This is a genomic window from Gallaecimonas mangrovi (genome assembly GCF_003367375.1).
Taxonomy (GTDB): domain Bacteria; phylum Pseudomonadota; class Gammaproteobacteria; order Enterobacterales; family Gallaecimonadaceae; genus Gallaecimonas; species Gallaecimonas mangrovi.
Window position 1 is genome coordinate 2,300,895 of the sequence record NZ_CP031416.1, and the last position, 24,909, is coordinate 2,325,803.

25 protein-coding genes are annotated in these 24,909 nt (G+C 50.0%); 5 read left to right on the forward strand and 20 right to left on the reverse strand.

All coding sequences use genetic code 11. The features are described from left to right. Positions 1–16 precede the first annotated feature (16 nt). The 5 genes from DW350_RS11005 to DW350_RS11025 all read right to left on the reverse strand — a co-directional run bounded on the left by DW350_RS11005 (position 17) and on the right by DW350_RS11025 (position 5,744). Positions 17–1,471 carry a carbon starvation CstA family protein gene (locus tag DW350_RS11005; protein WP_115718919.1) on the reverse strand — a complete coding sequence of 485 codons (1,455 nt, stop codon included), beginning with the start codon at positions 1,469–1,471 and terminating at the stop codon, positions 17–19. Between the two features lie 103 nt (positions 1,472–1,574). After that, positions 1,575–2,273, reverse strand: a complete 699-nt coding sequence (gene btsR / locus DW350_RS11010; protein ID WP_115718920.1) for a two-component system response regulator BtsR — start codon at positions 2,271–2,273, stop codon at positions 1,575–1,577. Then, entirely contained in the window at positions 2,270–3,934 is a 1,665-nt protein-coding gene (locus DW350_RS11015) for a sensor histidine kinase (RefSeq protein WP_115718921.1), read from the reverse strand. Before DW350_RS11015 ends, btsR begins: the two co-directional genes overlap by 4 nt. Further along, on the reverse strand, positions 3,935–4,942 hold the full coding sequence (locus DW350_RS11020; RefSeq protein ID WP_115718922.1) for an isoaspartyl peptidase/L-asparaginase family protein: 1,008 nt from the start codon (positions 4,940–4,942) through the stop codon (positions 3,935–3,937). A gap of 202 nt (positions 4,943–5,144) precedes the next feature. Further along, positions 5,145–5,744, reverse strand: a complete 600-nt coding sequence (locus DW350_RS11025) for a hypothetical protein (RefSeq protein ID WP_115718923.1) — start codon at positions 5,742–5,744, stop codon at positions 5,145–5,147. A gap of 109 nt (positions 5,745–5,853) precedes the next feature. Here DW350_RS11025 and DW350_RS11030 point away from each other — a divergent pair, with 109 nt between their 5' ends. From DW350_RS11030 to DW350_RS11035, 3 genes are all read left to right on the forward strand, one after another. Beyond that, positions 5,854–7,062, forward strand: a complete 1,209-nt coding sequence (locus tag DW350_RS11030) for an AMP-binding protein (protein ID WP_336406935.1) — start codon at positions 5,854–5,856, stop codon at positions 7,060–7,062. Positions 7,063–7,078: 16 nt separating this feature from the next. Next, a complete protein-coding gene (locus tag DW350_RS19815) occupies positions 7,079–7,537 on the forward strand; it encodes an AMP-binding enzyme (protein WP_336406936.1) in 459 nt (152 codons plus the stop codon). A 72-nt stretch (positions 7,538–7,609) separates the two neighbouring features. Further along, positions 7,610–8,815 carry a phospholipase D-like domain-containing protein gene (locus tag DW350_RS11035; protein ID WP_115720619.1) on the forward strand — a complete coding sequence of 402 codons (1,206 nt, stop codon included), beginning with the start codon at positions 7,610–7,612 and terminating at the stop codon, positions 8,813–8,815. Positions 8,816–8,916: 101 nt separating this feature from the next. On the opposite strand, the gene DW350_RS11040 is transcribed toward DW350_RS11035, so the two are convergent. After that, the gene (locus tag DW350_RS11040; protein ID WP_115718924.1) at positions 8,917–9,906 is read right to left on the reverse strand and encodes a hypothetical protein; all 990 of its coding nucleotides are present in this window, start codon (positions 9,904–9,906) and stop codon (positions 8,917–8,919) included. A 335-nt stretch (positions 9,907–10,241) separates the two neighbouring features. Between DW350_RS11040 and DW350_RS11045 the strand changes: the two genes are divergently transcribed. Then, on the forward strand, positions 10,242–12,002 hold the full coding sequence (locus DW350_RS11045; protein WP_115718925.1) for a purine-cytosine permease family protein: 1,761 nt from the start codon (positions 10,242–10,244) through the stop codon (positions 12,000–12,002). A gap of 59 nt (positions 12,003–12,061) precedes the next feature. Here the strand turns inward: DW350_RS11045 and gnd are convergent, their stop codons facing one another. Then, a complete protein-coding gene (gene gnd / locus DW350_RS11050) occupies positions 12,062–13,591 on the reverse strand; it encodes an NADP-dependent phosphogluconate dehydrogenase (protein WP_115718926.1) in 1,530 nt (509 codons plus the stop codon). A 196-nt stretch (positions 13,592–13,787) separates the two neighbouring features. Continuing rightward, positions 13,788–14,186 (reverse strand): hypothetical protein, encoded by a 399-nt coding sequence (locus DW350_RS11055; protein WP_115718927.1) that lies wholly within the window; start codon positions 14,184–14,186, stop codon positions 13,788–13,790. Positions 14,187–14,583: 397 nt separating this feature from the next. On the opposite strand from DW350_RS11055, the gene DW350_RS11060 reads away from it, so the two are divergent. Next, the gene (locus DW350_RS11060) at positions 14,584–15,894 is read left to right on the forward strand and encodes a methyl-accepting chemotaxis protein (protein WP_115720620.1); all 1,311 of its coding nucleotides are present in this window, start codon (positions 14,584–14,586) and stop codon (positions 15,892–15,894) included. A 60-nt stretch (positions 15,895–15,954) separates the two neighbouring features. Here DW350_RS11060 and DW350_RS11065 read toward each other — a convergent pair whose 3' ends face one another. The 12 genes from DW350_RS11065 to DW350_RS11115 all read right to left on the reverse strand — a co-directional run bounded on the left by DW350_RS11065 (position 15,955) and on the right by DW350_RS11115 (position 24,573). Next, the gene (locus tag DW350_RS11065; protein WP_115718928.1) at positions 15,955–16,434 is read right to left on the reverse strand and encodes a cupin domain-containing protein; all 480 of its coding nucleotides are present in this window, start codon (positions 16,432–16,434) and stop codon (positions 15,955–15,957) included. A 19-nt stretch (positions 16,435–16,453) separates the two neighbouring features. Continuing rightward, a complete protein-coding gene (locus DW350_RS11070) occupies positions 16,454–16,891 on the reverse strand; it encodes a GNAT family N-acetyltransferase (RefSeq protein ID WP_115718929.1) in 438 nt (145 codons plus the stop codon). 9 nt (positions 16,892–16,900) lie between these two features. Then, positions 16,901–17,074: a GNAT family N-acetyltransferase gene (locus DW350_RS19820; protein WP_336406937.1), complete on the reverse strand. Its 174-nt coding sequence runs from the start codon at positions 17,072–17,074 to the stop codon at positions 16,901–16,903. A 24-nt stretch (positions 17,075–17,098) separates the two neighbouring features. Further along, a complete protein-coding gene (locus DW350_RS19825; protein ID WP_336406938.1) occupies positions 17,099–17,332 on the reverse strand; it encodes a GNAT family N-acetyltransferase in 234 nt (77 codons plus the stop codon). Positions 17,333–17,398: 66 nt separating this feature from the next. Next, positions 17,399–17,764 carry a cupin domain-containing protein gene (locus DW350_RS11080; RefSeq protein ID WP_115718930.1) on the reverse strand — a complete coding sequence of 122 codons (366 nt, stop codon included), beginning with the start codon at positions 17,762–17,764 and terminating at the stop codon, positions 17,399–17,401. Between the two features lie 1,202 nt (positions 17,765–18,966). Then, entirely contained in the window at positions 18,967–19,614 is a 648-nt protein-coding gene (locus tag DW350_RS11085) for a LysE family translocator (protein WP_115718931.1), read from the reverse strand. Positions 19,615–19,734: 120 nt separating this feature from the next. Then, positions 19,735–20,097 carry a hypothetical protein gene (locus DW350_RS11090; protein ID WP_115718932.1) on the reverse strand — a complete coding sequence of 121 codons (363 nt, stop codon included), beginning with the start codon at positions 20,095–20,097 and terminating at the stop codon, positions 19,735–19,737. A gap of 295 nt (positions 20,098–20,392) precedes the next feature. Then, positions 20,393–21,304: a phosphotransferase family protein gene (locus DW350_RS11095; RefSeq protein WP_336406939.1), complete on the reverse strand. Its 912-nt coding sequence runs from the start codon at positions 21,302–21,304 to the stop codon at positions 20,393–20,395. Further along, positions 21,276–21,740: a hypothetical protein gene (locus tag DW350_RS11100; RefSeq protein ID WP_115718933.1), complete on the reverse strand. Its 465-nt coding sequence runs from the start codon at positions 21,738–21,740 to the stop codon at positions 21,276–21,278. Before DW350_RS11100 ends, DW350_RS11095 begins: the two co-directional genes overlap by 29 nt. A gap of 81 nt (positions 21,741–21,821) precedes the next feature. Continuing rightward, complete coding sequence (locus DW350_RS11105) at positions 21,822–22,151, reverse strand: hypothetical protein (protein ID WP_115718934.1); 330 nt, start codon at positions 22,149–22,151, stop codon at positions 21,822–21,824. A 96-nt stretch (positions 22,152–22,247) separates the two neighbouring features. Beyond that, a complete protein-coding gene (locus DW350_RS11110; protein ID WP_192954655.1) occupies positions 22,248–23,579 on the reverse strand; it encodes a KAP family P-loop NTPase fold protein in 1,332 nt (443 codons plus the stop codon). A 640-nt stretch (positions 23,580–24,219) separates the two neighbouring features. Continuing rightward, positions 24,220–24,573, reverse strand: coding sequence for a hypothetical protein (locus DW350_RS11115; protein ID WP_336406940.1), 354 nt, complete (start codon positions 24,571–24,573; stop codon positions 24,220–24,222). Positions 24,574–24,909 lie beyond the last annotated feature (336 nt).

Here is a 24,909-nt window from a genome sequence, read left to right on the forward strand (position 1 = left end):
TAGGCCCGGTTTAACATCAAGCGTTATCGGGTAGCGCTTGACTGGTTGGGGATTCCGGTTCGTCGTCGTCCACCAGCTCTGGCTTTTTGCGCAACAGCAGCCACGCCAGTACCACCAAGGATGAGGCAATACCAATAGGGCCCGCTATCGACAGTGGCAGATGGAAACCAATATCAGCAGAGAACAGGTAGGCGTTCACCACCCCGGTCATAAAGACCGCCGGAATGGTGCACACCCAGTGGAATTTACCCTGGCGATGCAACCAGGCGGCTGCGGCCCACAGCATCATCACCGCTGTCATTTGGTTGGCCCAACCGAAGTAGCGCCAAATAACGTTAAAATCCATTTTGCTGATAATAAAGCCCACTGCGAACAAAGGCAGTGCGATCAGCAAGCGCTTGATGATGGGCTTTTGGTCAAAGTTTAAGAAATCAGACAAAATTAACCGGGCAGCGCGAAAAGAGGTGTCACCCGAGGTAATAGGCAGCACCACCACACCCAAAATGGCCAGTACGCCGCCCACCGAACCCAGCAGGGAGGTAGACACTTGGTTTACCACCGCCGAAGGGCCGCCAGAGGCCAAGGTAGCCTGCAACTCTTCAGGGCTGTGATAGAAAGACATGCCAAGGGTTGCCCAAATCATGGCAATAACCCCTTCACCAATCATGGCGCCGTAGAACACAAAGCGGCCATTGCTTTCGTTTTCAACGCAGCGCGCCATCAGTGGCGACTGGGTAGCGTGGAAGCCTGACAAGGCGCCACAAGCGATGGTAATAAACAGCAGCGGCCAGATAGGCAGGCCTTTGGGGTGCATATTCTCAAGGCTCACGCCGGAAGAATAGAAGCTGTGGCCACTGACAATAAGCCCAATCAGCAGACCAAAAGACATGAACACCAGCAGCGCCCCGAAGATGGGGTAAAAGCGGCCGATGATTTTATCAATGGGCACAATGGTGGCCAGCATGTAGTAGCCGAAGATAATCGCCACCCACACCGGTACTGATGTATCTGACAAGTTACCCAGCAGCTTGGCTGGCCCCAAGGTGAATACCACCCCGACAAGCAGCAGCAGGATAACGGCAAAACCGTTCATAAAATGCTTGGCACCTTTGCCAAGCTCGCGGCCTACCACCGTTGGCACCGAGGCACCGCCAGCACGAACCGACATCATGCCTGAGAAGTAGTCATGCACGGCGCCCGCGAAAATGGACCCAAGCACAATCCACAACAAAGCAACGGGACCGTAAAGGGCACCCAAGATGGGACCGAAGATAGGGCCAAGGCCAGCAATATTAAGAAGCTGCACCAGGTACACCTTCTTGGTAGACATCGGCACATAGTCCACACCGTCATTATTCGCAATGGCGGGGGTTGGCCGTGCAGGCCGAATGCCGAAGATACGCTCGATGATTTTTCCGTAGATGAAGTATCCGGCGATGAGGGTAACAACGCCGAGAAGGAACCAAAGCATAAGGTTCTCCTATTTTTTGTTTGAGAAGAACCTATATTCCGTTGACGCTTACGTCACCTTTAATATTCCTGAGCGGTCGTAAACGGAAGCTGAGTGGTCACGGTTAAATTGGCAACAGGTATTTTTCTTTTAACAGCTTCAAGTAACGGCGAGACACGGGCACCTTGGTGGCAAAGTGGGTTTCAATTTCGGCGCCGCTGTCTTTAATGGCAATAGCTTTAATGGCGTCGGGGTTAACCAGGTACTGGCGATGCACTCGCAGTAGCGGCAACCTGGCTTCAAGGGTTTTAAGGGGCAGTTGGCAGTGCAGCAATTCCCCTTGCGACACCACTTGGGTACCGGTCAAATCAACATAGGCACAATCGATGTCTTTCGGCGCCACCAGCCGCACCGTACTGCCTTGATAACAGGCAAGCCGCTCAAGGGGGCTGTCATCACTTTGCGCCTGAATAACATTATCCAAGCGTTTGATGGTTTTGGTGAGCCGTTCCGGGTCAACGGGTTTGAGCAGGTAATCAAGGGCGGCTTCGTCAAAGGCGTCCAGCGCATATTGCTGGTGGGCGGTCACAAACACCAAGGCCGGACGCGGCTCAGGCAGTAAACTGGAGACTTCCACCCCCGAAAGCCCGGGCATGTCCACATCTAAAAACACCACATCAGGGGCCAACTCGCGGGCTTTTAACAGGCCATCTTTACCATTGCCCGCTTCGCCAACAACCTTCACACCACCCACTTCTTCTAACAGTGCGGCCAGCTCTTCACGCGCCAGCGGTTCGTCATCGACTAACAATGCCCGGATCATGGCAACACCCCTTTTGGCCAACTCAGTTCTGCCCGGGTGTATTGCCCCGGTTCGTGGTGGAGCTGAAGTGTACAGGATACCCCCAAGGCGGCAAAGCGCTCACGCACCAGTGTTAAGCCAAGGCCGTCGTTCTTCACCGGCGCTCTGGCGGCGCTGTCTTCAATGAAAATTCGCACCTCTCGGCCGACAAGCTCGGCGACCAATTTGACACTACCGCCCTCCTCGGCCTGGCTAATGCCATGCTTAATGGCGTTCTCTACCAGTGTTTGCACCGCAAGTGCTGGCACCTTTTCACCTTCAAGGTCTACCGCCAGTTCGGCGCTGTAACTAAGCCGGTCACCAAAGCGCACCTTTTCAATGGCCAGGTAGTGGTCGATGTGCGCAAACTCTTCAGCCAGGGTAACGGTGACACTGTGGCGGCCAAGGTTACCGCGCAAAAAGCCGGCCAAATGCACAATCAGCTCACGGGCCTTTTTGGCATCGCGGCGCAGCACCGCCGCCACCGTATTAAGGCTATTAAAAAGGAAATGCGGGTTGACCTTGGCCTCCAGTGCCCTAAGTTCGGCTTCTGCCAGCAAGGCCCGGTTGGCTTGTAATTGGTCGTGCAATAACTGGTTGGATAAAACCCCCGCTATCCCTACCCCGAGACTGCGGTTGAGGTTTCGAAACAGCTTGCGCTTGGGTTCGTAAAGCTTAATGGTGCCCACCACCTCTTTTTCGCCTTTGAGCGGTACCACCAGTGACGAGCCCAATTCGCAGTCAGCGCGAATAGAGCAGCGATAAGGCGTCGATAAGCCATCGGCAAATACCACCCGGTTAAAACGGATGGCATCCAAGGTAATGGATGACGATATTGGCCGGCCGACCTTGTGATGGTCTGCGCCCATACCGGTAAAGGCCAGAATGTGTTCCCGGTCGGTAATGGCCACCGCCGCCACCCCGGTTTCGTCTTTAACTATCTCAGCAATGGTATTGGCCGACTTGGCGTTAAAGCCTTGCTCCAACACGCCAACGCAGCGCCTGGCAATACGTAACGCCCGGTCGGAAATGGTGGCAGCCAGTTCTTCGGCGCGAAACTTGGCGTCGCGAATAAAGCTCATAAATAATGCCGCGCCGGTGGCATTGGCCAGCATCATCGGCAGCGCTATCACCTCTACCAGCGCTTTGGCTTTATCAAAGGGGTGGGCCACGATAAGAATAATGGCCATTTGGCAACCTTCGGCAAAGAGCCCCAAAAAGAACGCCTGCCAAGGGTTAAAAATACGCTCGGTTTGCCCGCAGCGCTGCCAAAAGGCATGTATAAGGCCGCCTAGAAAGCCTTCCCAGGTGGTAGAAATAGCGCAAGCCACATCGGTAAACCCGCCCATGGAAAAGCGGTGCAAACCGCCGGTAAGCCCGACGGCAATGCCCACGAAGGGCCCGCCCAACAAGCCACCTAAAATCGCACCAATAGCACGGGTATTGGCCACCGCCCCCAGGGTTTGCTGGCCAAAATAGGTGCCCATGATGCAAAAACCCGAGAAAATGGCATACACCATCAGCTTATGGATAGGCCAGCTCGACAAGCTGGCCAGCGGCCGAAACAGCGGGGTTTTAGAAAACACATAAACGATCAGCAGATACACACTCATCTGCTGAAAAAGCGGCAGCACCAGTTGCACTTAGGGGTTCCCGTAAATCAGGGTTTTCTCTTCGGTCCGGGTTTTATAGCCCCGGTACATGCCTTCGGTATTAAAAGGCTGGCTGATGCTACCATCGGCGCCCATTACGATCACCCCACCGGTGCCACCCAGTTGCGCCAAGCGGCCGTGGATCACCTCATCGGCGGCGGTCTTAATGTCTTTGCCCTGATAGCGCACCCGCGCACATATATCCGCGGCAATGTTGAGGCGAATAAAGTATTCGCCGTGGCCGGTGGACGAGACCGCGCAAACGCCATTTTCGGCGTAGGTGCCAGCGCCAATGATCGGCGAGTCGCCAATGCGGCCATAACGTTTGGCAGTCATACCGCCGGTCGAGGTGGCCGCCGCCAAGTTACCGCTGCTGTCCAGGGCCACAGCGCCAACGGTGCCGTACTTATAATCCCCTTCCAGATAATCGCGGGCTTGATAACCGCCCTTTTCGGCAATGTCTTGCTTGGCTTTTTCCAATGCCTTTTTACGCGACTCGGTATCAAAATAATGGTTATCCACCAGCTCTAAACCTTCGGCTTTGGCAAAGGCGTCTGCGCCCTCCCCTGACAGCATCACGTGTGGGCTATCCACCATCACCTTGTAGGCCGCTGTTATCGGATGCTTAACAGTTTTGACCCCGGCCACAGCCCCGGCATTGAGGGTTTTGCCGTCCATGATGGACGCATCCAGTTCATGTTCGCCGTCAAAGTTATAAACGGCTCCTTTACCGGCGTTAAACAGCTCGGAGTTTTCCATGACCATAATGGCCGCCTGCACCGCATCAAGGCTGCGGCCGCCCTTTTCCAGCACGGCATAGCCTGCATCCAGCGCTTCTTGCAGTTTGGCGTGGTAGGCCTTTTCCTGCTCTGGCGTTAAGCTGGCGCGGGTAATGGTGCCAGCACCGCCATGGATGGCAATAGCAATTGGCTTATCATCAGCCGCTTGCGCGCTGGCCGACGCCCCCGCTAAAAGCAGGCTGCTCAGCAAGGTTTTCATGGATGTTCTCCTCTGGGTTTTCGCCATCTTTTCAATCCCTTTGTGTTTAAACAAGTGCTTCGTGGCCAGCGGTCTTGGGCTACGCCCGAGCGGCGGTTTCGCCGCTTTTACGGCTTGCTGCTTAGCTGCCATTAAAATACGAAATGGCCATTGATAACTGGCGCTTTAACCCGTGTTTTAACCATTAGGCGGTTTTTTGGCATTACGTCGCCTTAAAAAAGCCCTTAAGCGCTTTATAAAGGGTGTTGTGGCCCGCCCGGCGCCGGGTTTTGGCAAGGGGGTGTTTAATCAGGCTCAAGTCGTGGTCGTCACCCAGCAGATCCCCCAGTTTTTTGAGCAGGTTTTGGGTGTCACTGGCATTAAGCCAGGTTGCCAGGGCTTCCATAATTTTCAGGTGTTTACGAAGCTGGTGTAGCGCCCGGGGCTTGGGGTGGCGGCAAGCAAAGGCTTTTTTATAGTGCCGTTTGGCCCACTGCCGATGCTGGCAATAGCAGCTGAGCAGTGCATCCACCGTCGGCACGGCAGCGCCCTCGAGGGCCTTATATAAGCCGCTGACACTGACGTTAGGCTCGGGTGTTAACGGCAGCTCGGCCAGATGCAATAGCTTTTGCCAATGGCGGCGCACCTGCTGGTCACGGCTGGCGTTGGTGCGTTTTCGAAAGCCTTTAGCCTTACCTGCCAGCATTACATTGCCGGTAGCCGTGGCCCAAGCTTCGGCCTGCTTCGCCACTTTACGGCGCTGATGCAAGTCGCCATTTTTAAGGCGCTCTAGCATGAGCGCCTTGGCAGGAAAGTTGTCCATAACCTCACACCTTCACAAAAACACCAACCCCATTAGACAAAAGGATAAAGGTAGCTTTTCGGCCACCATGCTAAATCTTCGTCATCGCCCTAAACGGAGTTCATTCTTGATGGCCGCCCCCTTGGACAGTCTTTTTAAAGGCGCATCTCAGCCACCGCTGTTGTTTCAAACCATTGGTGACTGCCTCAAGGAGAAGGCAAAGGCCCACCCTAACCGTTTGGCGGTGGTGGTGCGGCATCAAGACATCCGTTGGAACTACCGCCAGCTTCTGGAACAAGTAGACCGCTTAGCAGTTGGCTTGTATCGCCTGGGTATTGAAAAAGGTGACCGTGTCGGCATTTGGGCACCCAATTGTTACCAATGGCTATTGGTACAGTTTGCCACGGCGCGGCTGGGGGCGATCATGGTGTGTATCAATCCCAACTACCAAAAGCTCGAACTGGCTTACGCCCTCAATAAAGCCCAATGCAAAGCACTGGTTTGCGCAGAAGGCTTTCGCAGCAACAATTACCTTGCCATGCTCGATGAGCTTGCCCCAGAGCTGCGCCGTACCACCTCGGGTAAAGCGTTAAAAGCCAAAGCCTTACCGCACCTTCGCCACGTTATCACCCTTGGCAAGGCCAACGCCGGTTATCTGGCTTTTGACTGGCTAATGACCGACTTTAGTGCCGGAGAGCGTGCCCAGCTGGACACCCTGGAGCTTAGCCCCGGCGACCCAATTAATATTCAATTTACCTCCGGCACCACCGGTAGCCCGAAAGGGGCAACACTGTCGCATTTTAATATTCTCAACAACGCCGCCCAGGTTGGCGATGCCATGGGGCTGGGCGGCCAGGACAAACTCTGTATTCCGGTGCCGCTGTATCATTGCTTTGGTATGGTGCTGGGCAGTTTACTGTGTGTGGTAAGGGGCGCCGCCGCGGTGCTACCCAGTGAGTCTTTTATCGCCAGCGCTACCTTGCAAGCAGTAGCGGAAGAAAAATGCACCGCGCTCCATGGCGTGCCCACCATGTTTATCGCCCTGCTCGAAGATCCCCAGTTTGCCGACTATGACATTTCTAGCCTGCGTACCGGCGTGATGGCAGGCTCAAGCTGCCCGGAAACCTTGATGAAAAAAGTGATGGGGCCGCTGCATCTGCCAGAAATTCTCATTGGCTACGGGCAAACCGAGTCCAGCCCATTAACCACATTACCCGCCGCGACGACCCGGTCAGTAAACGCATTACCAGCGTTGGCCGCGCCAGTGCCCACCAGGAAGTCAAAATCGTTGATTACATGGGCCGCACCGTGCCACGGGGAGAAAGGGGGAGATCTGTAACCGCGGCTATGCGGTAATGCTGGGTTACTGGGACGATCCGGAAAAAACCAACGACACCATCGACAACTATGGTTGGCTGCATTCGGGGGATCTGGGCGTAATGGACAACGACGGTTACGTTGAAGTGGTGGGCCGATTAAAAGACATGATCATCCGCGGCGGTGAAAACATCTATCCGCGTGAAGTGGAAGCGTGTTTTTACCAGCACCCGGCGGTGCAAGATGTACAGGTGTTTGGCATTCCCGATGAGCGCTTCGGCGAAACCGTCTGCGCCTGGGTCCAGGTAAAACGCGGCCAACAGCTCGATGCCGACACCCTGATAAGCTTTGCCAAACCGCTGCTGGCCCACTTTAAAATTCCCCAGCACTTTCACTTTGTTGAAAACTACCCGATGACGGTGACCGGTAAGGTGCAGAAATTCAAAATGCGGGAAATGATGTTGACCGCTCTCAAAGATGCGGCAAAAAGTCGCTAACGGGCGCTCTGCATCATGGCGCTGTCACTTGGTGGTGATAAAGTAACGCTTTTGGCTGTTTTGGAAATTTTCATGCGTAAGTCTTTTCTGGCACTGGCCTTTTTAAGCCTCAGTGCCCATGCCGAGTTTTCTATTCCCGGCTTTGAACTCGTTCACACCGTACCGGTAGAAACCGACCTTGCCACCCCTGATCTGCGTGGGCCAACCGAGGTTTGGTGCCAGCTGTTCGATAGCGCAAAAAAAACCATCGATATCGCCCAGTTTTATGTGTCCGGCAAACCCGGCGAGCCACTGGAAACCGTCATTAACCACCTCAAAGCGGCCAGCGATCGCGGGGTGAAAATTCGTTTCCTGCTCGACAAGCATGGCCTTGGCATTTCTGAAAAGGCCACCGTTGCCAAACTCAAAGCCATTCCTAACCTCACCTTCAAACTCATTGACTACAGCAAAGTGGGCGGCGGCATTATCCACGCCAAATACTTTGTGGTAGATGGTAAGGAAGCCTACGTTGGCAGCCAGAACTTTGACTGGCGCTCCTTAAAAGAGATCCATGAAGCAGGCCTTAGAGTCACCGACACCAAGGTGGCCAAGCAAATGCAGGCCATTTTCAATGTTGACTGGCACGCCCAGCAGCTGATTGCTGAAGGTAAAAAAGTACCGGTACTAAACCACCAGGTAGTGCATGCCGACGAGTCACAAACCAGTTATCTGGTCGCCAGCCCCAATGCCTATAACCCGCCCGGCGTTGGTGATTCTGAAACTGAACTGCCAAAACTGCTGGCCAAGGCCAAAAAGGAAGTGCTGGTACAGGTAATGGAATATGCGCCGCTGTCTTACGCGCCGGGTATTCGCCCTTACTATGCAGTCATTGACGATGCCATTCGTGCTACCGCCCAGCGCGGCGTTAAAGTCAAAATGCTGGTGGCAGACTGGAATACCAAAGAGCCGGAGATAAGCTACCTAAAAAGCTTGGAAGTGCTGCCTAACGTTGAAATCAAGATTGTTAGCATTCCCGAGGCAAAAGAAGGCTTTATTCCCTATGCACGGGTGATCCACACCAAAGCCATGGACATCGACGACAAAATTGCCTGGGTTGGCACCAGCAACTGGGAAGGCGGTTACATGGATAACTCCCGTAACCTGGAAGTGGTGATGCAAGACCCGAAAATGGCCAAACGCATCGGCGAAATGGCGCGCCAGTTATGGAATAGCCCTTACGCGAAAAAGCTGGATATTAATAAAACCTATCCGCGCCCACACCCCGGCTCTGCCAAATAAAAATCATACAATTAAAAAAGGCACCGCGAGGTGCCTTTTTTATTAAACACAACTAGCCGTTACCGGGCTATAAATCAAAATAAAACACTCTTGGTATTTATTTACGCCAAGTCAGTATTCGCCAATTCTTTTAAAGCAAAACGCCCACGCTCGGCAACAGCCTCGGCTTTATCTTCAGCAAAGCGTTTCGCGTATTGAACCGCTTGTGATTTTATATCGCTTAGCTGCCGAATTAAAAATTCTGCGCCAACGCGGCGGACTTTTGATGAGGGGTCATCCGCTGCTTTAGCCAATAACAGGGTAAATGGCAGCGACACGCTTATCGCCCTGCTGGCAACCACCGCTTCTAGTCTGCCAAGACAATAGGCTTTGTCGGTCCAGACCCATTGTCGCCCATCAAGCCAGGTAACTTCCTGGGCGAACAAGCTGCGATACGCCTTGGCGCGCACCGCCGGTTGCACCGCCCTTTCGGCAATTTTTGCCAGGTAACCGTCGATGGCGCTAAGGCGGCCAAGCTGCATCAATAGCAGGGGCATTGGCCCGGCGGCAGATGCCATAAGCTGCTCAACCAAACAACTGATAATATTGGGTTTTGCGGTCATTTCTAGCAAAACCTGCTTGTCTTGCGCCTTAATTCGGCCCCAAGAAGTCCAGCTGGAAAAGACCGCCATCAGTGCTTTTACCACCTCTTGTTCTGGCATGCTCTCGGCCAGCACCGGCAAGGCATCGCGGGCGGCCGCTCTGACATTGGGCACCCAATCGTTGAGCCTTCTGAGCGCCAAACAAAAGAAAAAGGCGTTAGGGGCGGCGCCGGTCAGTTGCTCTAGTGCCTGCTGGCGCCAAAAGCCGTTAGCGCTAATCACATCTAACCAGGTAAGCGGCCGCGTGTGGCGGTAGCCATGGCTGGCTTCAGGGTGAAAGTTATCGCGAATGAGGCGCTCCCAATAATCAAATTGATTTAAGGGTAACGGTGACGTTAACTCAATAATTTCAGCCATATTGGCCTGCGCCTGATCATGGCTAATAACGGCGCTAGACAACCGCTTGACCGCGGCGACAATCTCTTCTTTCCTTGCCTGGGAATTTTCCAAAAAAACATCCTGTTTTGATTAAAACATCTATTGCATTCTTCGTTAGTGAAAAACACCGCGACTTGTCAGGGCGCTAAAATTCAGGTATCAAATTAATAAACCGCTATTTTATTCACCAAGGAGAATCTTCAATTTACCACCCCCAAGCTGAACATACTTGGATACCAAGTCGTATTAACCCCGTTTGTTTCAAAGCTCGCAGTCAGATATTGACGCTATCGTTTTACCCCAGCACAGAATTTAAAAGCGATAAAATTCGCCGCTAACATCCAACGATATCCCCTATATTTGATAAGCCCATTTTGCTTGTTACCGTATTTTTGGGAGCCTAGTAGATGACACAACAACAACAGACATCCACCCCAGCAGCGAATAACGGCGCCAAAGGCCGCCGTAACCTTCGCCACATTCCCCCGGCAGCGCACCATGTTAGAGGTTGGCGTTACTTTGCGGGTCTTTTTGGCGGCGAGCACATCGCTGCTACCGAATTTGTGATTGGTGTGACTTTCGTCACCATGGGCGTCGGTACCAAAGAACTGCTGCTGGGCCTGTTGATTGGTAACTTATTGGCGGTGGCCAGTTGGGTGCTGGTGACCACGCCCATTGCCGTTGAAACTCGCCGCTCGCTGTTTAGCTACCTTGAACAGATTACCGGCCCCTATTTCAGTAAAATCTATAACAGCGCTATTTTGCTGTTCTACGGCGCCCTGGCCGCCGCCATGATCACGGTGTCAGCCTATTCGGTGCGTTTTGCCTTGCACCTGCCAGTGCAATTAGCCCCCTACCCCACCTCATTCGCCTTTGTCCTGGTGACCTTGGTGCTTGCCGCTGTGGTGGTGATTGTTGCGGCCAGGGGGTTCGAGTCCATGGCCAACTTTGCAACGATTTGCTCGCCCTGGATGCTAACCTGCTTTATCTGCGGCGCCGCTATTGCCCTGCCTACCCTTGCCCATCATGTGGGGGGTAGCACCGGTATTCACAGCTTTGCAGGCTTTATCGATGTGGCCCACCAAACCATTTGGACCGGCACCACCCCCGAGGGTAAACCCGGGATCTCTACCTGGGAGGTTGCGGCCTTTGCCTGGGCCAACGGCGCCATGGTGCACCTGGGGCTGATTGATATGGCCACCTTCCGCTTTGCTCACCGTAAATGGTACGGCGTTTTCTCCGGTATCGGTATGTTCCTTGGCCACTACATTGGCTGGATCTGTGCCGGCCTAATGGGCGCCGGTGCCGCGGTATTAGTGGGTAAATCCTTAACCCATTTGGATTCTGCCGATGTAGCGTTTGCCACCTTGGGTTATGTAGGCCTTGGCGCGGTGATTTGCGCCGGTTGGACAACCGCTAACGCCTGTCTTTACCGCGCCGGTTTAGCGGGCAGCAAGTTAATGCCGTCAAAGTCTCGCGCCAAGGTAACGGCCATTGTTGGCGTTGTTATCTCCATCGCCGCTTGTTTTCCCTTTGTGGCGCAATCGGTGATGCCGCTAACGGTGTATGGCGCGATTTTATTGTGCCCGGTTGGCGCCATTACCATTGCCGAACATTACCTGCTGCCCAAGTTGGGGCTTACCCGTTACTGGTCTCGCTATCTTGGCCAGCGCTTAAACTACGCGGCCCTTCTGGCCTGGGCCTTGGCCCTGGTGTTTGCCGTGGTGGTGATGCTAACCGGCGCGTTGAGCTTTTATTTCATCTTTGTGCCGGAATATCTGTTGGCGCTGGTTATTTACCCGCTGCTGGCCAACTTTATGGGCGCTCGTGATTCCTGGCCGGCCGATGAAACCCGCCAGGCCCAGCGCGAACAGCTACTGATTGATTTTGAGAAAAATCGCTTAGCAGAAGGCCTGGATGACGACAGCGACGAAGATCCATCGCAGCTGCATACCGCTCGTATAGCCAAGGTATTACTGGTTGGCGCCGGTGGCGTGTTGGTGTTTATGGTGGTGCTGGCCTTTAGGCTGCTGGTAAGCGCGCCGGAGCCGTCATTGCTACCGACCATGCAGCAAGACTACTTTGTTAGCGCCATTGCCCTGACCTTTGCCTACTTTGTGCTGGCGATGGTGGCCATGCGCGTTACCGATGGCCCCTCTGACGATTAATAGCGGTTTACAGGCATAAAAAAAGCGCGGCCCAAGCCGCGCTTTTTCTTTAATAAGGCTTATTTAACCTGCACTTGCGGGCGGCCGGGCTGGCTCCATTCGGTATGGAATTTTTTGCCTTGGGGCTTATCGGTACGCTCATAGGTGTGGGCACCAAAATAATCGCGCTGGCCCTGCAGCAAATTCGCCGGCAGGGTTTCACTGCGGTACGAGTCGTAATAGTTAAGGGCCGATGAAAAACCACCGCAAGGAATGCCCATCAAGGTGGCATTGGCAATAGCGCGGCGCCAGTTACCTTGGTACTGGGCAATTTGCTCGGCAAAATACGGCGCCAGCAGCAGGTTGGCCAAGTCTTCGGTTTGTTCGTAAGCCTCGGTTATCGACTGCAAGAAAGACGCGCGAATAATGCAGCCTGCCCGCCAAATCTTGGCAATACCGGCAAAGTCGAGCTTCCAGCCCTGCTCTTTTGACGCCATCGCCATCAGTTGGAAACCCTGGGCATAGGCACACATTTTTGAGCAATACAGGGCGTCGTGCAGCGCTTCAATGGCAGCGGCTTTTTCTTGCTCGCTGACCGCAGCTGGCGCCGGGCCTTTGAGTACCTTTGAGGCGGCAACCCGTTCGCTTTTCAGGCTGGAAATACTGCGGGCAAAAACCGCTTGGGTAATGGTTTGCGCCGGGCTGCCCACTTGCAGCGCGCCTACCGCCGTCCAAAGGCCGGTGCCTTTTTGGCCGGCACGGTCGAGAATAACGTCCACCAGCGGCTGGCCGGTTTCGCCATCGTCCATGTCCAGCACTTCGGCACTGATCTCCATCAGGTAGCTATTAAGTAGCCCCTGGTTCCACTGGCGGAAAATACCGGCAATGGCTTTTGGCGCCAACCCCAAGCCTTCGCGCATCACATTGTAGGCTTCGCAAATAAGCTGCATGTCGGCATATTCAATTCCGTTATGCACCATTTTTACGTAGTGGCCAGCGCCCACAGGGCCAATGTAAGTAGCGCAGGGCTCACCTTCTTTCACCGGTTTACCGGGCGTAGAAGATTCAATGGGTTTGCCGGTTTTTGGGTCCACTTTGGCGGCAATGTCTTTTAGGACATTGGCAATGCGGCTCCAAGCATAGGGGTCGCCAGACGGCATCAACGATGGCCCAAACCGCGCCCCCACTTCACCACCGGAAACAGCGGTAGAGAAGAAAATAAACTTGCCTTTATAAGTGGCTTCACGCTCTAAAGAGTCGGTCCACAGGCTATTACCGGTATCAACGATAATGTCGTCAGCACCAATACCGGCATTAATCAGGTGGCGGCAAACATGGTCAACCGGTTCACCGGCCGGTACCGACAGCATGATGATCCGTGGCTGCGCCAGCTTACTCAGTAATTCGGTGTACGATCGGCAGGCAACAACACGGGGAGCCTGCTCGCCTCTTTCCTCATTGTCTTGTTCAATAATGGCATCAACCTTGGCTTGGTCGAGATCGAAACAAGCCACTTTATAACCGTTATCAGCCAGGTTCAGGGTCAGGTTTTTGCCCATAACACCCAAGCCGATAAAGCCGATGTCACACAATGAGTTATCTTTGACCATTTAAAAAAATCCTACTGTTTTCCAGGGACCACTTTTAGCTGGGGGCGGATTATACACATTCTGGCGCCTTTGTTTTTTAATTCGCGTCAAGCTTTCCCTGAGCGAAGCGAACGGTTGGTGTTGCCCCCTCAATGGTTTTAACCAGAGTGCCTTGGCCAAAAGGCGCTAGCGAGTAAAAATCCAATGTGGTTAAGCATTACTCAGCCAAATAAGCGGCGAAATGGCGGTGAATAAAGTCGGCCAGTTGCGGGGTATGGGTAAGCGGCTTTATTGCACGCGCAATATCTTGCGGCGGGTGCTGCGCCCCTAAATTATTGAGCACCGCTTGTTGGGTTACCACATCGCTACTTTTAAGGACGGTAAGGAAGGTTTTCGGGCACTGGATAAGCGCATTTGCATTCATTGCAGCAAGGTATTCAAGCTGCGCCGCCTGGTACTCTTTTGACGCCGACAGCGAAAACAGCCGGCGAAAAATGGCTTTATCGTGGCATTGCTCTTGGCTTATCGCATTGCTCTTGGCTTGGTCGCCATCATTGGCAAAAACGGGGCTCACTGTTAGCGCTAACAGCAGCGCCGCATAACATGTTGGGCTCATTTAATCGCCTTAAAAACAGCCATGGGGGTAAACGCTATCAGGCAATGCTGTGGGCAGTTTGCCTTGGTTATTAAAGCTGCTCGGGCCACTGCCGATACAGAAAACACGCTGAAAAATAAACGCTTGCAAGGACGGCCGTTTCGCAAACGGCTTGGTGATATGGCTATATAACGACGGTGCGCGCCAGCAGCTTTAGTATCTTGGCAAGTTAGCCGGTGTTTGTGGCGCTATTCACTGCCAGCTCATCAGCTTAATGACACCATTGTTGATTGGGCTATTCTTAACGGCCTACGCAATTAAAAATCACTCACCTTTGGCTTTGCGCATTTTATCTGCCAAAAAGGTGCCCTTCTAGCCCCGTGCCAACACGCATTGGCCAATTAATGAAGTGATGACCATGTTTAATAAAGCACTGCGAAAAGAACACGAGGCAGCACTGGCACAGTTATCAGAATTCAAGCAGGTGTTTGATAGTCTGAGCACGGAAATGCTGCACTGGGAGCTCGATGGCAAAGGGGTCATAACCTCTATCAACTCGCTGGTAGAAAAAGAGCTTTCCCATGCCCCCACGCACTACATTGGTAAAAAATTTACCGACTGCGTGCCTAGCGATGTACGAAGCACCAACCATTACCGCGAACTGACCCAGGCCATTGGCCAGTTAAAGCACTGGGCCGGTGCCGTTGAATTGGCCTCGGGCAGCAGTGTGGCTTGGGTGCGGGTCATTTTACAGCCGGTAACCGACGCCAAAGGCCAATGCAAGAAAATTGATATTTTTGGCAGCAACCTCACCCGCACCATTGAAACCTCAAAACAAAACGAAGACTTGTTAAATGCCCTGGATAGGTCGATGGCCAGCATCGAGTTCAAGCCAAGCGGGGAAATTTTAACAGCCAATAAATTGTTCTTGCAGGCAGTGGGTTATGACCTGAAAGAAATTAAAGGTAAGCACCACCGTATTTTTTGCGAAAAGGCCTACACCGACAGCTCCGACTACAAGCATTTTTGGCAAAAGCTTAACGAAGGCCGCTTTTTTAGCGACCGCTATAAAAGGCTGGACAAATTTGGCCGCGCCGTTTGGTTAGAGGCCTCCTACAATCCGGTGTTCGACAAGCAGGGCAAGCTCTATAAAATCGTTAAGTTTGCCACCAACATTACCCAGCAAGTTGAACAAGAACACCAAGTTCAACAGGCCGCCAAGCTGGCATCGGCCATGTCTATCGAAACCGGCAAGCATTCGCTTAAAAGTAAGCAACTCATGGACAACACGGTGCGGGCCCTGGAAAACTTGACCCGCCAGATGACCAAAGCCTCAGATGAAATTACCGGTCTTGAACAGCAAGCGTCATCGCTGAGCCAAATGGTGAGCACCATCAGTGCCATTGCCGACCAAACCAACTTGCTGGCCCTTAATGCCGCCATTGAAGCGGCCAGAGCCGGCGAGCAAGGCCGCGGCTTTGCGGTGGTGGCCGATGAAGTACGGGAGCTTGCCTCCCGCACCTCCCGTTCGACTTCCGAGATAATGAAAGTGTTCTCGGACAACGACCAGTCCACCAAAAAAGCGGTGCAAACCATCAGTGAAGGGTTGCCGATATTGACGGAGGTCAGTGAACACATTGAAGCCACAAAAGGCGCCATTGCCGACATTGAAGCAGGCTCGCGGCAGGTTATTGATGCGGTAGAGCAGCTTTCTAATATCGAGCTTTAATAGCAAAAGAGCCTAAGCCCTGGCGGGCTTAGGCTCTTTAAACCACTGTAAACCGGCGCCTTACAGCTCGCCGTCGTAGTAATCCAAATTCTCACCTGCCCTGACCATTTGCTCGAAATCGCGCTTACCGCGCTTACCCACCATGGTTTTTACTTTCTGCGAGTCCGGGTATTCACACACATCAACGGCTTCATGGGTGCTAAGGCTCAGGTATTTTAAGTCCTGTTGACTGGTATTGATGATTTGATGCGCCACTTCCGGGCCACCGGGCGGGCAAGCAATGATGTCGTGCTTTTTTATGGGGTAGCTTTTATCGCCAAAACGCAACGTACCCTCGCCTTCCAAAATCAGGAACATCTCTTCACTGGCGCGGTGGCTATGAAAGGGGCACACCCTTTTATTGGGCGCCAGTATGGTGACGCTGTAACCAAGCTTCTGCGCACCGATGTGGCCACTAACGGCGGCGTAACGTTCACCAAAAGGCCCCTTGTCAGTGGTTTCATAATTGGTGAGTTCATCAAGATTAATAAAAGGCTTCATACGTTTACCTTGGCTTGTTTTAAGGCTGGCACTGCATTACATATTCATGCTCATCGTCAGACAGCACCACAAAACCCAGCCGGGCATAAAGCGCTTTCGCAGGGTTATTTTTAAGCACGCTCAGCACTATCGCCGCACCTTTGCGGCGGGCCTCATCTTTTAGGGACATGATCAGGCGGCTGGCAATTTGGCGGTTTTGCATGTCCGGATGCAGCTGAATTTGTATCAGCTGGTAGTGATTATCCGCCGCCTCAAAGCGCGCCTTAAAAAGCCCAACCGGCCTGTCGCCGACCATAACAATTTGGGCGCTGTCAAAGCCATAGCGAATACGGCGCAAATAAGCGTCTTTGCTGGTCGCCATGCCTAATTGCAGCAGGTAGGGCTTCATGGTGAGGTCGCGAAGCGCCAGTAAAAAAGTAAGGTCGGCATCGGTTGCCTTGCGCAGCCAATAGGGCATATCGGCTCCTTAACTACCGAAAGTCATTTGCATTTCTATCAGTTGATGGCCACCCACCACTTCAACATCGCGCACATAGCGAAAACCAAAAGCCTGGTAATAGTCTTTAAGGTATTGGTGCGCATGAAGCTCTACCGACACCGCCGCCAACTGCCGGGCGTGGGCCAATAGCGCCGCCATCATTTGTTTGGCAACCCCTTTTCCCCGCTAAGACGGTACAACCGCCACCCGGGCAATAACACCATGCCCGTTATCACCAATAACCAAGCGCGCCGTTGCCACCGCTTGATTGTGGTCGGTAACCAACACGTGATGCGCAATGGCGTCTAAACCATCACGGTCTAACGCTGGCGGTATCCCTTGCTCGTATACAAATACCTGCTGGCGAATACGCTGCGCCGCACCAACCAAGGCCTGGCTTTTGCCTATCTCAATATTCATCACAACGCCAATAAGTCCCTCGCGGCCGAGGCAGTTGCTCGGCCAACGGTGTCTCGTGTTATTTGGCTAAATCCATTCTTGCTTGTCTGCCGCCACCGTTACTTCACTTTGAAGTTCGCCGGTATGAGCGGTCGATGAAGGTTCAACCATCATAAAATGGGTATCAGGCTCTGCTTTGGGGCAATGTTCAACACCTTTAGGAACCACGTACATTTCCCCGGCATTTAATACAATATTTCCACTTCTTAACTGCAAGGTCAGTTGACCTTTGAACACGATAAATAATTCATCTTCGTTAGCATGTGCATGCCAAACAAGTTCACCTGTACCTTTAGCAATCTTGACTAATTGACCATTTGATTCGGCTAGTATTTTTGGCGTCCATTGCTCTGAAAACAGCCCGAACTTTTCACTAATGTTAATTTTATTCAATGCCTTCTCCCAAGCGTATAACGTTGCCAACCGAGGCCAGAGTGCAGCGAAATGGTACTTCAGCCCCGCTTACAGATGCTGGTGTGGTCATGATGTTTATCCAATACAGCGAACACGCAGTTATTGTTAAACGGCCAGCTGTTACTGTATCGGCGATACGCAATCGAAGCTACTGCGCAGCCGCGCCTTATTGTGAACATACGGGATGAAATGGCCAGCTGTTGGCGAAGTGACGCCACCAAGCAGCAGTGAGTGCCGTGTATCAGTTTGGCCTTTAACGTCTTAAGGAAGGGTTCTATTTCGCTATTGCCTGTACCAAGGCCCCCACCGACGACCCGCAGTCGGCTCACTGATAGTCTCGCTCGCCTCTAAATTGCGTTTCTAATGGCAAATACGCTATCAGCGTAAAGCAAACACCCTAAAAGGCTGACGAATACACCACTGTCGAAGCAATTCGAAAACTGGCTTTTGAGTTACTCAGAAAATGGGCGTCCCGTGTTATTTTTATTTGCTACCTACCTTTATGTTGATTAAAACCATCTTTCACCCAATAAATTGCCTTCGGGACTAAAGGCGGGATTAAAAAAGCAATCGGGATACCAGCAATGAACGTTAACCAGTCTCCACTACGATGCATGCGAGAAAAGCCATCGGATGAAAACAATACAAGCAACACCCAGGATATGACAAACAAAATTGATAATACTGTCACGAGCCTTTTTACGCCTTCTGAGCGTTGATTCATCTTGATTTTTCTTCTTTACAAATAACGCTATCATCTAGCAAAAAAAGGACATCCACTTCTACACTTTTTTAATACTCAGAAGATGGATGTCCCTTTTATTTTTCCTTCGTTTAAATGCCGGTTCGCGCACCGGCAGGCGCGTAACTTTCTTGCTTGGCCAAGAAAGTCACCAAAGAAAGCCACCCCGGCGTTACGCGGTGTCCGACCTTCTGGTCGTTTGCCGCTGACCGCTGCACACGCGTTCCAGACGCGTCTTCCGCTCTTTCGGCATCCTTGCCTCAAGCCAGCTCCCTCTTCCGTCAGTTCGGCGCTGCACTTAAAGGGGCCCCAACAGCGGCTGACTTCGTTAGGGTTTTGATTTTATTGAAATATATAAGTGGGTGTCCCGTGTTATTGTGTTATTCAGGATTTAGGAAACAACGCCCTTTATGAATTAACAGAACGCCACAGCCGCTTGTTAGTTTTGCATTGGATTTCTATTAAATGCTGACCGAATTAGCCCTAATCCAGCTACTGTGAACAGACCAGATGCAAACCGATCCACCCAATGAGCGATTTTTTGATAACCATTCATGACGCCATTAATTGAAAACAATAATGAATACATTACATTAACGAAAAAACCCACCAACATGCATGTAAGCACCGCAGCAACTAGTGAAATCGCGTCACTACTAGCACCAGTGCCAACAGACAACGCAGCCATCCATGCAATCACAGTCTTAGGATTGGATGAATTCAGAACAAAGCCTCGAAGAAACCACTTGGAATACCCAATCGCTTTACAATCATTTTTAGATTTTGCCGACGTTGATTTAAAAGACGACTTAAACGAAAGATAAGCCAACCATAAAAGATATATTCCTCCGGCTAATTTGAGGAACATAAGTAGATAGACCGAGCCTTGTAAAATGACTCCCAACCCACTCGCTGCGACGATACCCCATAATAAAAGCCCCATCGAAAGGCCCGCACCATAAACAAGGCTTACTTTTCTGCCTTTGCTCATTGCTATTGTGGCGTTGGATATGTTTGCGGGCCCCGGTGAAACTGCCACGATAAAAAATGCAAACCCTATGTAAACCAACGATAGGACATCAATCATAATTTTCACCCTCCATATTCAATTCGTTACATTCACGGCACCCCAAAAATAACGCCGTAGTAAGGAGCTATTTTGAGCGCAGCGAGAAATAGTCCCACTGCCTTGGTTTGTTATGCACGCCTACGCCAAGATCCCGTTTAATACCATGCCGGGCATAAAGAAAGTAATAGCCATGATACCAGAACCGGTCAGCACAAAAGCAATTGCACAAAATGAAGCCTGCAACGCAAATACCGATGGTTTAGCCGATACGCTTCGCTGATATGCAGCATACGCCAAAATGCCAGCATTTTTTATAGAAGCTAGTTTTCCAGAAGCCGAAGCAATGAAAGGTGTAAGACTAGCGAAGATAAGCGCAAACGCTACTTCCATACCACCAAGATTAAGGAGAAACGCGATCTCCGGGAGAATAGCTGCGCCGATAACCAGTGATATGCCAATAATGGCACGCTGAAAATTTGTCAATTCATTCCATGATTTCATAAATATCCTTAAAGTACATACGCCGCTAGCAGAGGCAGAAAAGGAAGACAAATGACATCCACTTCTACACTTTTTAATACTCAGAAGATGGATGATGTGATGGACGCCCCTCCGTTCGGCGTCAAAGCGCCACAATGAGGATGTAAACCACTCATCTGAAGGAGCGTCCATCATGAATACTAGGATCGCTGGTATCGACTTCCTCTCAGTGAGTTAGTGATGCGTGTCCGTTAAAGCGGGTGAAGTCCAGTGTCCGATAAAGCGGGTGAGGTCCAAGTCCCTCTTGAACGCTTTGTTATAACGTTTTTTCCACCGAAATCAGCCAACTAGGAACATTTTCTCTAAACCAATTGAAGTACATAGAGGCTGATGATTTACCTCGACGCGTCAAGATATTAGTGACTTCGACAACTAGCCAAACTATCGCAAGAATCAAATGTCTTTGCAGTTTTTCTTGGGACAACTTGGAAGAGTATTGGACGTATTTTTCTACTATTGACTCATAATCACGGCTTGTTCCTAAACCTCTAACCAAAGGAGCCAAATCAATTGCAGGACTACCAAAACCAAACCGCTCCCAGTCAAACAAAACAAGTTCGCCATTATCTCTAGTCCCCCAGTTCCCCTCATTGCTATCGCCCGATATTAGTCCTTTAAAGTCGAATAATTCGAATGATAAATGCTGAATAGTTCTTATAGAATCTTGGGTTACCTCAGGCAAGTTTAATCTACTCAATGCAAGTTCAGTAGAGCGTGAATCCCAAGCGTGGTTCTTTACTGGAAACTGTGGCTGGAACTCCGAATTATGAATGAACGCTAATTGCTCAAAAGTACTTTTATTAGCGTGTAGACCATCGAGCGTAATACTATGGGGAATGTACTCAATAACTAAGTTATTGCCACTAATATTAAGTAGTTTGGGAGTATTTACACCATCTAATGCCTCTGCTGCAAACTGATAAAAATTAAGTTCAACATCAGATGCCTCTCCTTTATAAATACAAGGCTCGCCCTCAAATTCCTCAATTGAAACATGAGCCGCCCCCATTTTGGATAAGTCTTGTTTTTCCATATGCTTCCCTGCGTTATAACGCTCCGCACAAAGGCCGATAAAAAAGAGCAGCGTTTTAGCGGTCCAGTGGAGGCCCCTATGGCCGGAACGAGTTTGGTGCGGCTTGTTAAGGCCGCTGGCTAAAAAGACTTTCATATACAGTCTCTTGTTGGTACAAGGCATCCAATACTGCCTCTACTTGATTCTTGATATCACTGACACTTGGACAATTATCTATATTATTCTGAACTATAACCGGAGCTCGAAATTCAGCAGATTGTTCGTAGTAAACTTTTGCATCCAGCACTCCCAAATCTGAGTGTGCCATAACCTGATTTCTCAATTCGAGTAATCTACTATGAAATTTTTCACACTTATCCGTGACACTAGGCAATGGTAACTTGTATCGCTCACTTATATTTATTTGAGAAATAGTGAATGGTTTGCAATATTCCACAATCACCATTCTATATGCGGCACTCCAAATGGCACTGCCTGGAGGAGTGCTCTCAAGTTCACAGAGAGTTCTCCAAGCGCGATTCAAGCTCGTAATTGACTCTTGATAATGAACGTACTCTTCGTCCAAGTTCATTTTTAGCCTTAACGCCGCAAGCAGCGGCGAGAGTTAGCGAGTCCTGCACCGAAGGTGCGATGCTGACTTGCTTTGTTATGTTTACTTGATGTAAACAATGACAACTTGGGCGATTCCTACTAAAACTAGGGCGCCAGTTAACAAGTTCAGCGCAAAAGCAACTTTGCTAGAAGACTTTGAAGATTCTTTAAAAGTATTTTCTAAACTTTCCATTCTGGAATTTAGCTGCTCAAGCGCATTATTAACTTTGCGAGTTGCATTAGTTTGCATCTCTAATGCGACTTGAATATCTTCAGTGCTTCGAACAATTATTCCTGCTTTTTGTTGCTCATGGATTCGCGAGCCAGGTTGAGCAGTGCCTGCCATCTCATCCAATATTTCGGATTTTGTTTTTCCTTGAACGTGACTCATGAACTTAAACCTTCCTTGTGAACATAACGCTTGCAACAGCAGCAAATTAAGAGCCTACGCGATTAATTTGTCTGATGATTGCTCTTGTTATGTGATTTATCGTACTGGCTGAATATTATTGAGTTCTTGATAAAAAGTTCTGATGACATCACATGGCGCTCGAAATCTTATATCAATCAATTTATCACCCTGCATTTCTTTTCTTCGCTCATCGGTTGCTAAATCATATTCAATTTCAGTAGCTAAATATTCAAGACCAGACTCTTCCGAGTAGTCAGATCCGTCTGAAAGTGTCAGAAAATCAAGCAATTCTTGACTATTAGCTCGTTTTGCAACAATAGCATCAAGCAGTCTAGGGTTAAGAACTTTCATCAAACAAACCAGTGCCATAATATCCTGATAAAAATCACTCATGGCTTCATTTCTCGAATTTTCCATGATTGCAAAATAAGTTAAAATTCTTTCAATATCTCTAAAAGAAGGCTTAATATGCTTTACAAGTAATTTAAGCATATTTGCAGCGGTGTCATTACTGATTGCTCGCCCATCCATCATCAATTTAAACGAGTTTTTCAGGTATTCAACTCCATCGTCTTGCTGAAATTTTCCTGAAGATCGAGGCAAAGATAACCAAACATTGATAAATTTTTGTAAATAAGTAACTGAATCAATTCCGTTCCCGTAGCGACACTTAACTGATTCTTCAAGTTGCTTTCTATTCATTACGAGTAAAAAAGTGATTCCGGGAACAGAGAACAAATGTTTTATATTTTCTATAAGCTCTAATGCAAAATCAGGTCTACAACGATCTAGTTCATCTATAACAAATACGATCCGTTTTCCTTCAGTATGATTTAATGCGATATCAGACAAAAAGGATTTAAAATTTTTTAAAGCCAATTTATCTGCTTTAGAACTATCAAACTTGGATGAGATAACAGAATCTACTTGCTCAGATACCAATGTTGATAAATCTTTTTCAACTAAATCAAGAGCCGTACCATCAATAATGCCAGCTGTACCAACACGAATACCTGTTTTAATTAATCCCCTACTGAAAGTTTTAAAAACCTGTGCTGCTTTTTCTTTGAATTCCTGTTTTTTATTTTCTTCCCTATCTTCCAATAATTCATATATTTCTGATGCTAATGCCAAAAAAGGCTCTTTTTGATAATCATTTTCAAATGCATCAAAGTAAATTGTTTCTAGTGGTACTTCTCGATGATAATAATTTTCGCTAGACCACATTTTTATAAATGTACTTTTACCTTCGCCCCATTGTGCATCTAACGCTAAAACTAGGTTCTCATTAGAATTATTTATCAAATTGTATAATCGATTACCAAATTCTTTTCGATGGAATAAATCCTTTTCTGGAGAAAACCCTTCGCTTTCATCAATTTCTAATTCTGGTACTGTTAATCTCATAACTGACATCCTTGAATCACATAACAGTTTTATTAGCGAGCGCGCTCGCTTTCACTCATCAGATCAGTTGCTATTTGCTATGCTAACCAACTGATATCCCTATTTATTCTCTACTCATACAGTTTCTTTGACTCGATGAAACCGAGCGGTCTCGTTTTTATGCGAGACATGCGCTCGTTATCATCACATCGGATGAGGTAAATCATATTATTTTTTAGCAACTTATTACTGGTCGTTCCAGTAAAAGCGAGCCTAGCGCGTTGTCACAATAGCCCTGTTTAGATAGGCGCATCAGATAAACTGTATATAAACACAGTAAACTAAGAAGCATCCCCCTTCTAATCGCCCCCAACGAAGCTACCCGCTCTTTTGCCCCTTAAGTGCAGCGCTTTGCTGGCGGGAGTGAAGGGGCAGCTGAGACAGGGATGTCGAAGCAGGTGAGTACGCGTCGGGACACGCGTATGAACCGGTGAACCGAGAACGACCAGAAGCAAAGATATCGCGGAACGTGGGCGATGGTTTTGCCAACTTTTGCCGAAACAAAAGTTGGGCAAAACAAAGGACATCCACTTCTATTAGAGTGCAACGGAAAGGCGGTCCGGTAGAGGTCCATAGGGCCGGAACGAACTGGAACGATTGGTTATGCAGCCGGCTCCTCGTAAATGATCTCAATTTCTCCAACGATATTGTCGTTGAAGTTTTCTAGGTCCTCTGCGGGAATCCACCACTCTGTGTGGTGCCTGCCACCAACTTGCTCAATACGGTATTTCTCGACGAACTCACGTCTTACCCTAAATCTAGTGACGTACCCTTTGCCGAATTGAGATACATTCCATTTGTTGACCTCGATGGCATAGGCCTCGTTTGTCACCGGATAGAAAATGGGTTGTTCAGGAAGCCTTGGAGGCCACCTTTTGAACCCGCTCTCCGCCACATGATCCAGTTCCTTTTGACCGCAAGGGCGATACATTGTTATCAGTTCTTCTTCACTCAATTCTGGATATCTCCCTTGTATAACAGTTTTATTAGCGAGCACACTCGCTATCATCACATCGGACAAAACGCGTAAAGCAAAGCCTGCCGCTAACACCGCTCTTATTGCCCGTTAAGTACAGCGCCTCGCGTGAAGGAATGGTAGAAAAAGGACATCCACTTCAAAAATTTTATAAAATCAAAACCTTAACGAAGCCTCCAGCTCTTGGGCCCCCTTTAAGCGAAGCGCTGAGCGGGAAGGAACGTGAGTGGGCACGAGGCACGGATGCCGAGTGAGCGGAAGAAGGGCAGGATGCCCGTGTGCAGCGACCACGTTAAGTGACTGGGAGCAAAGCAA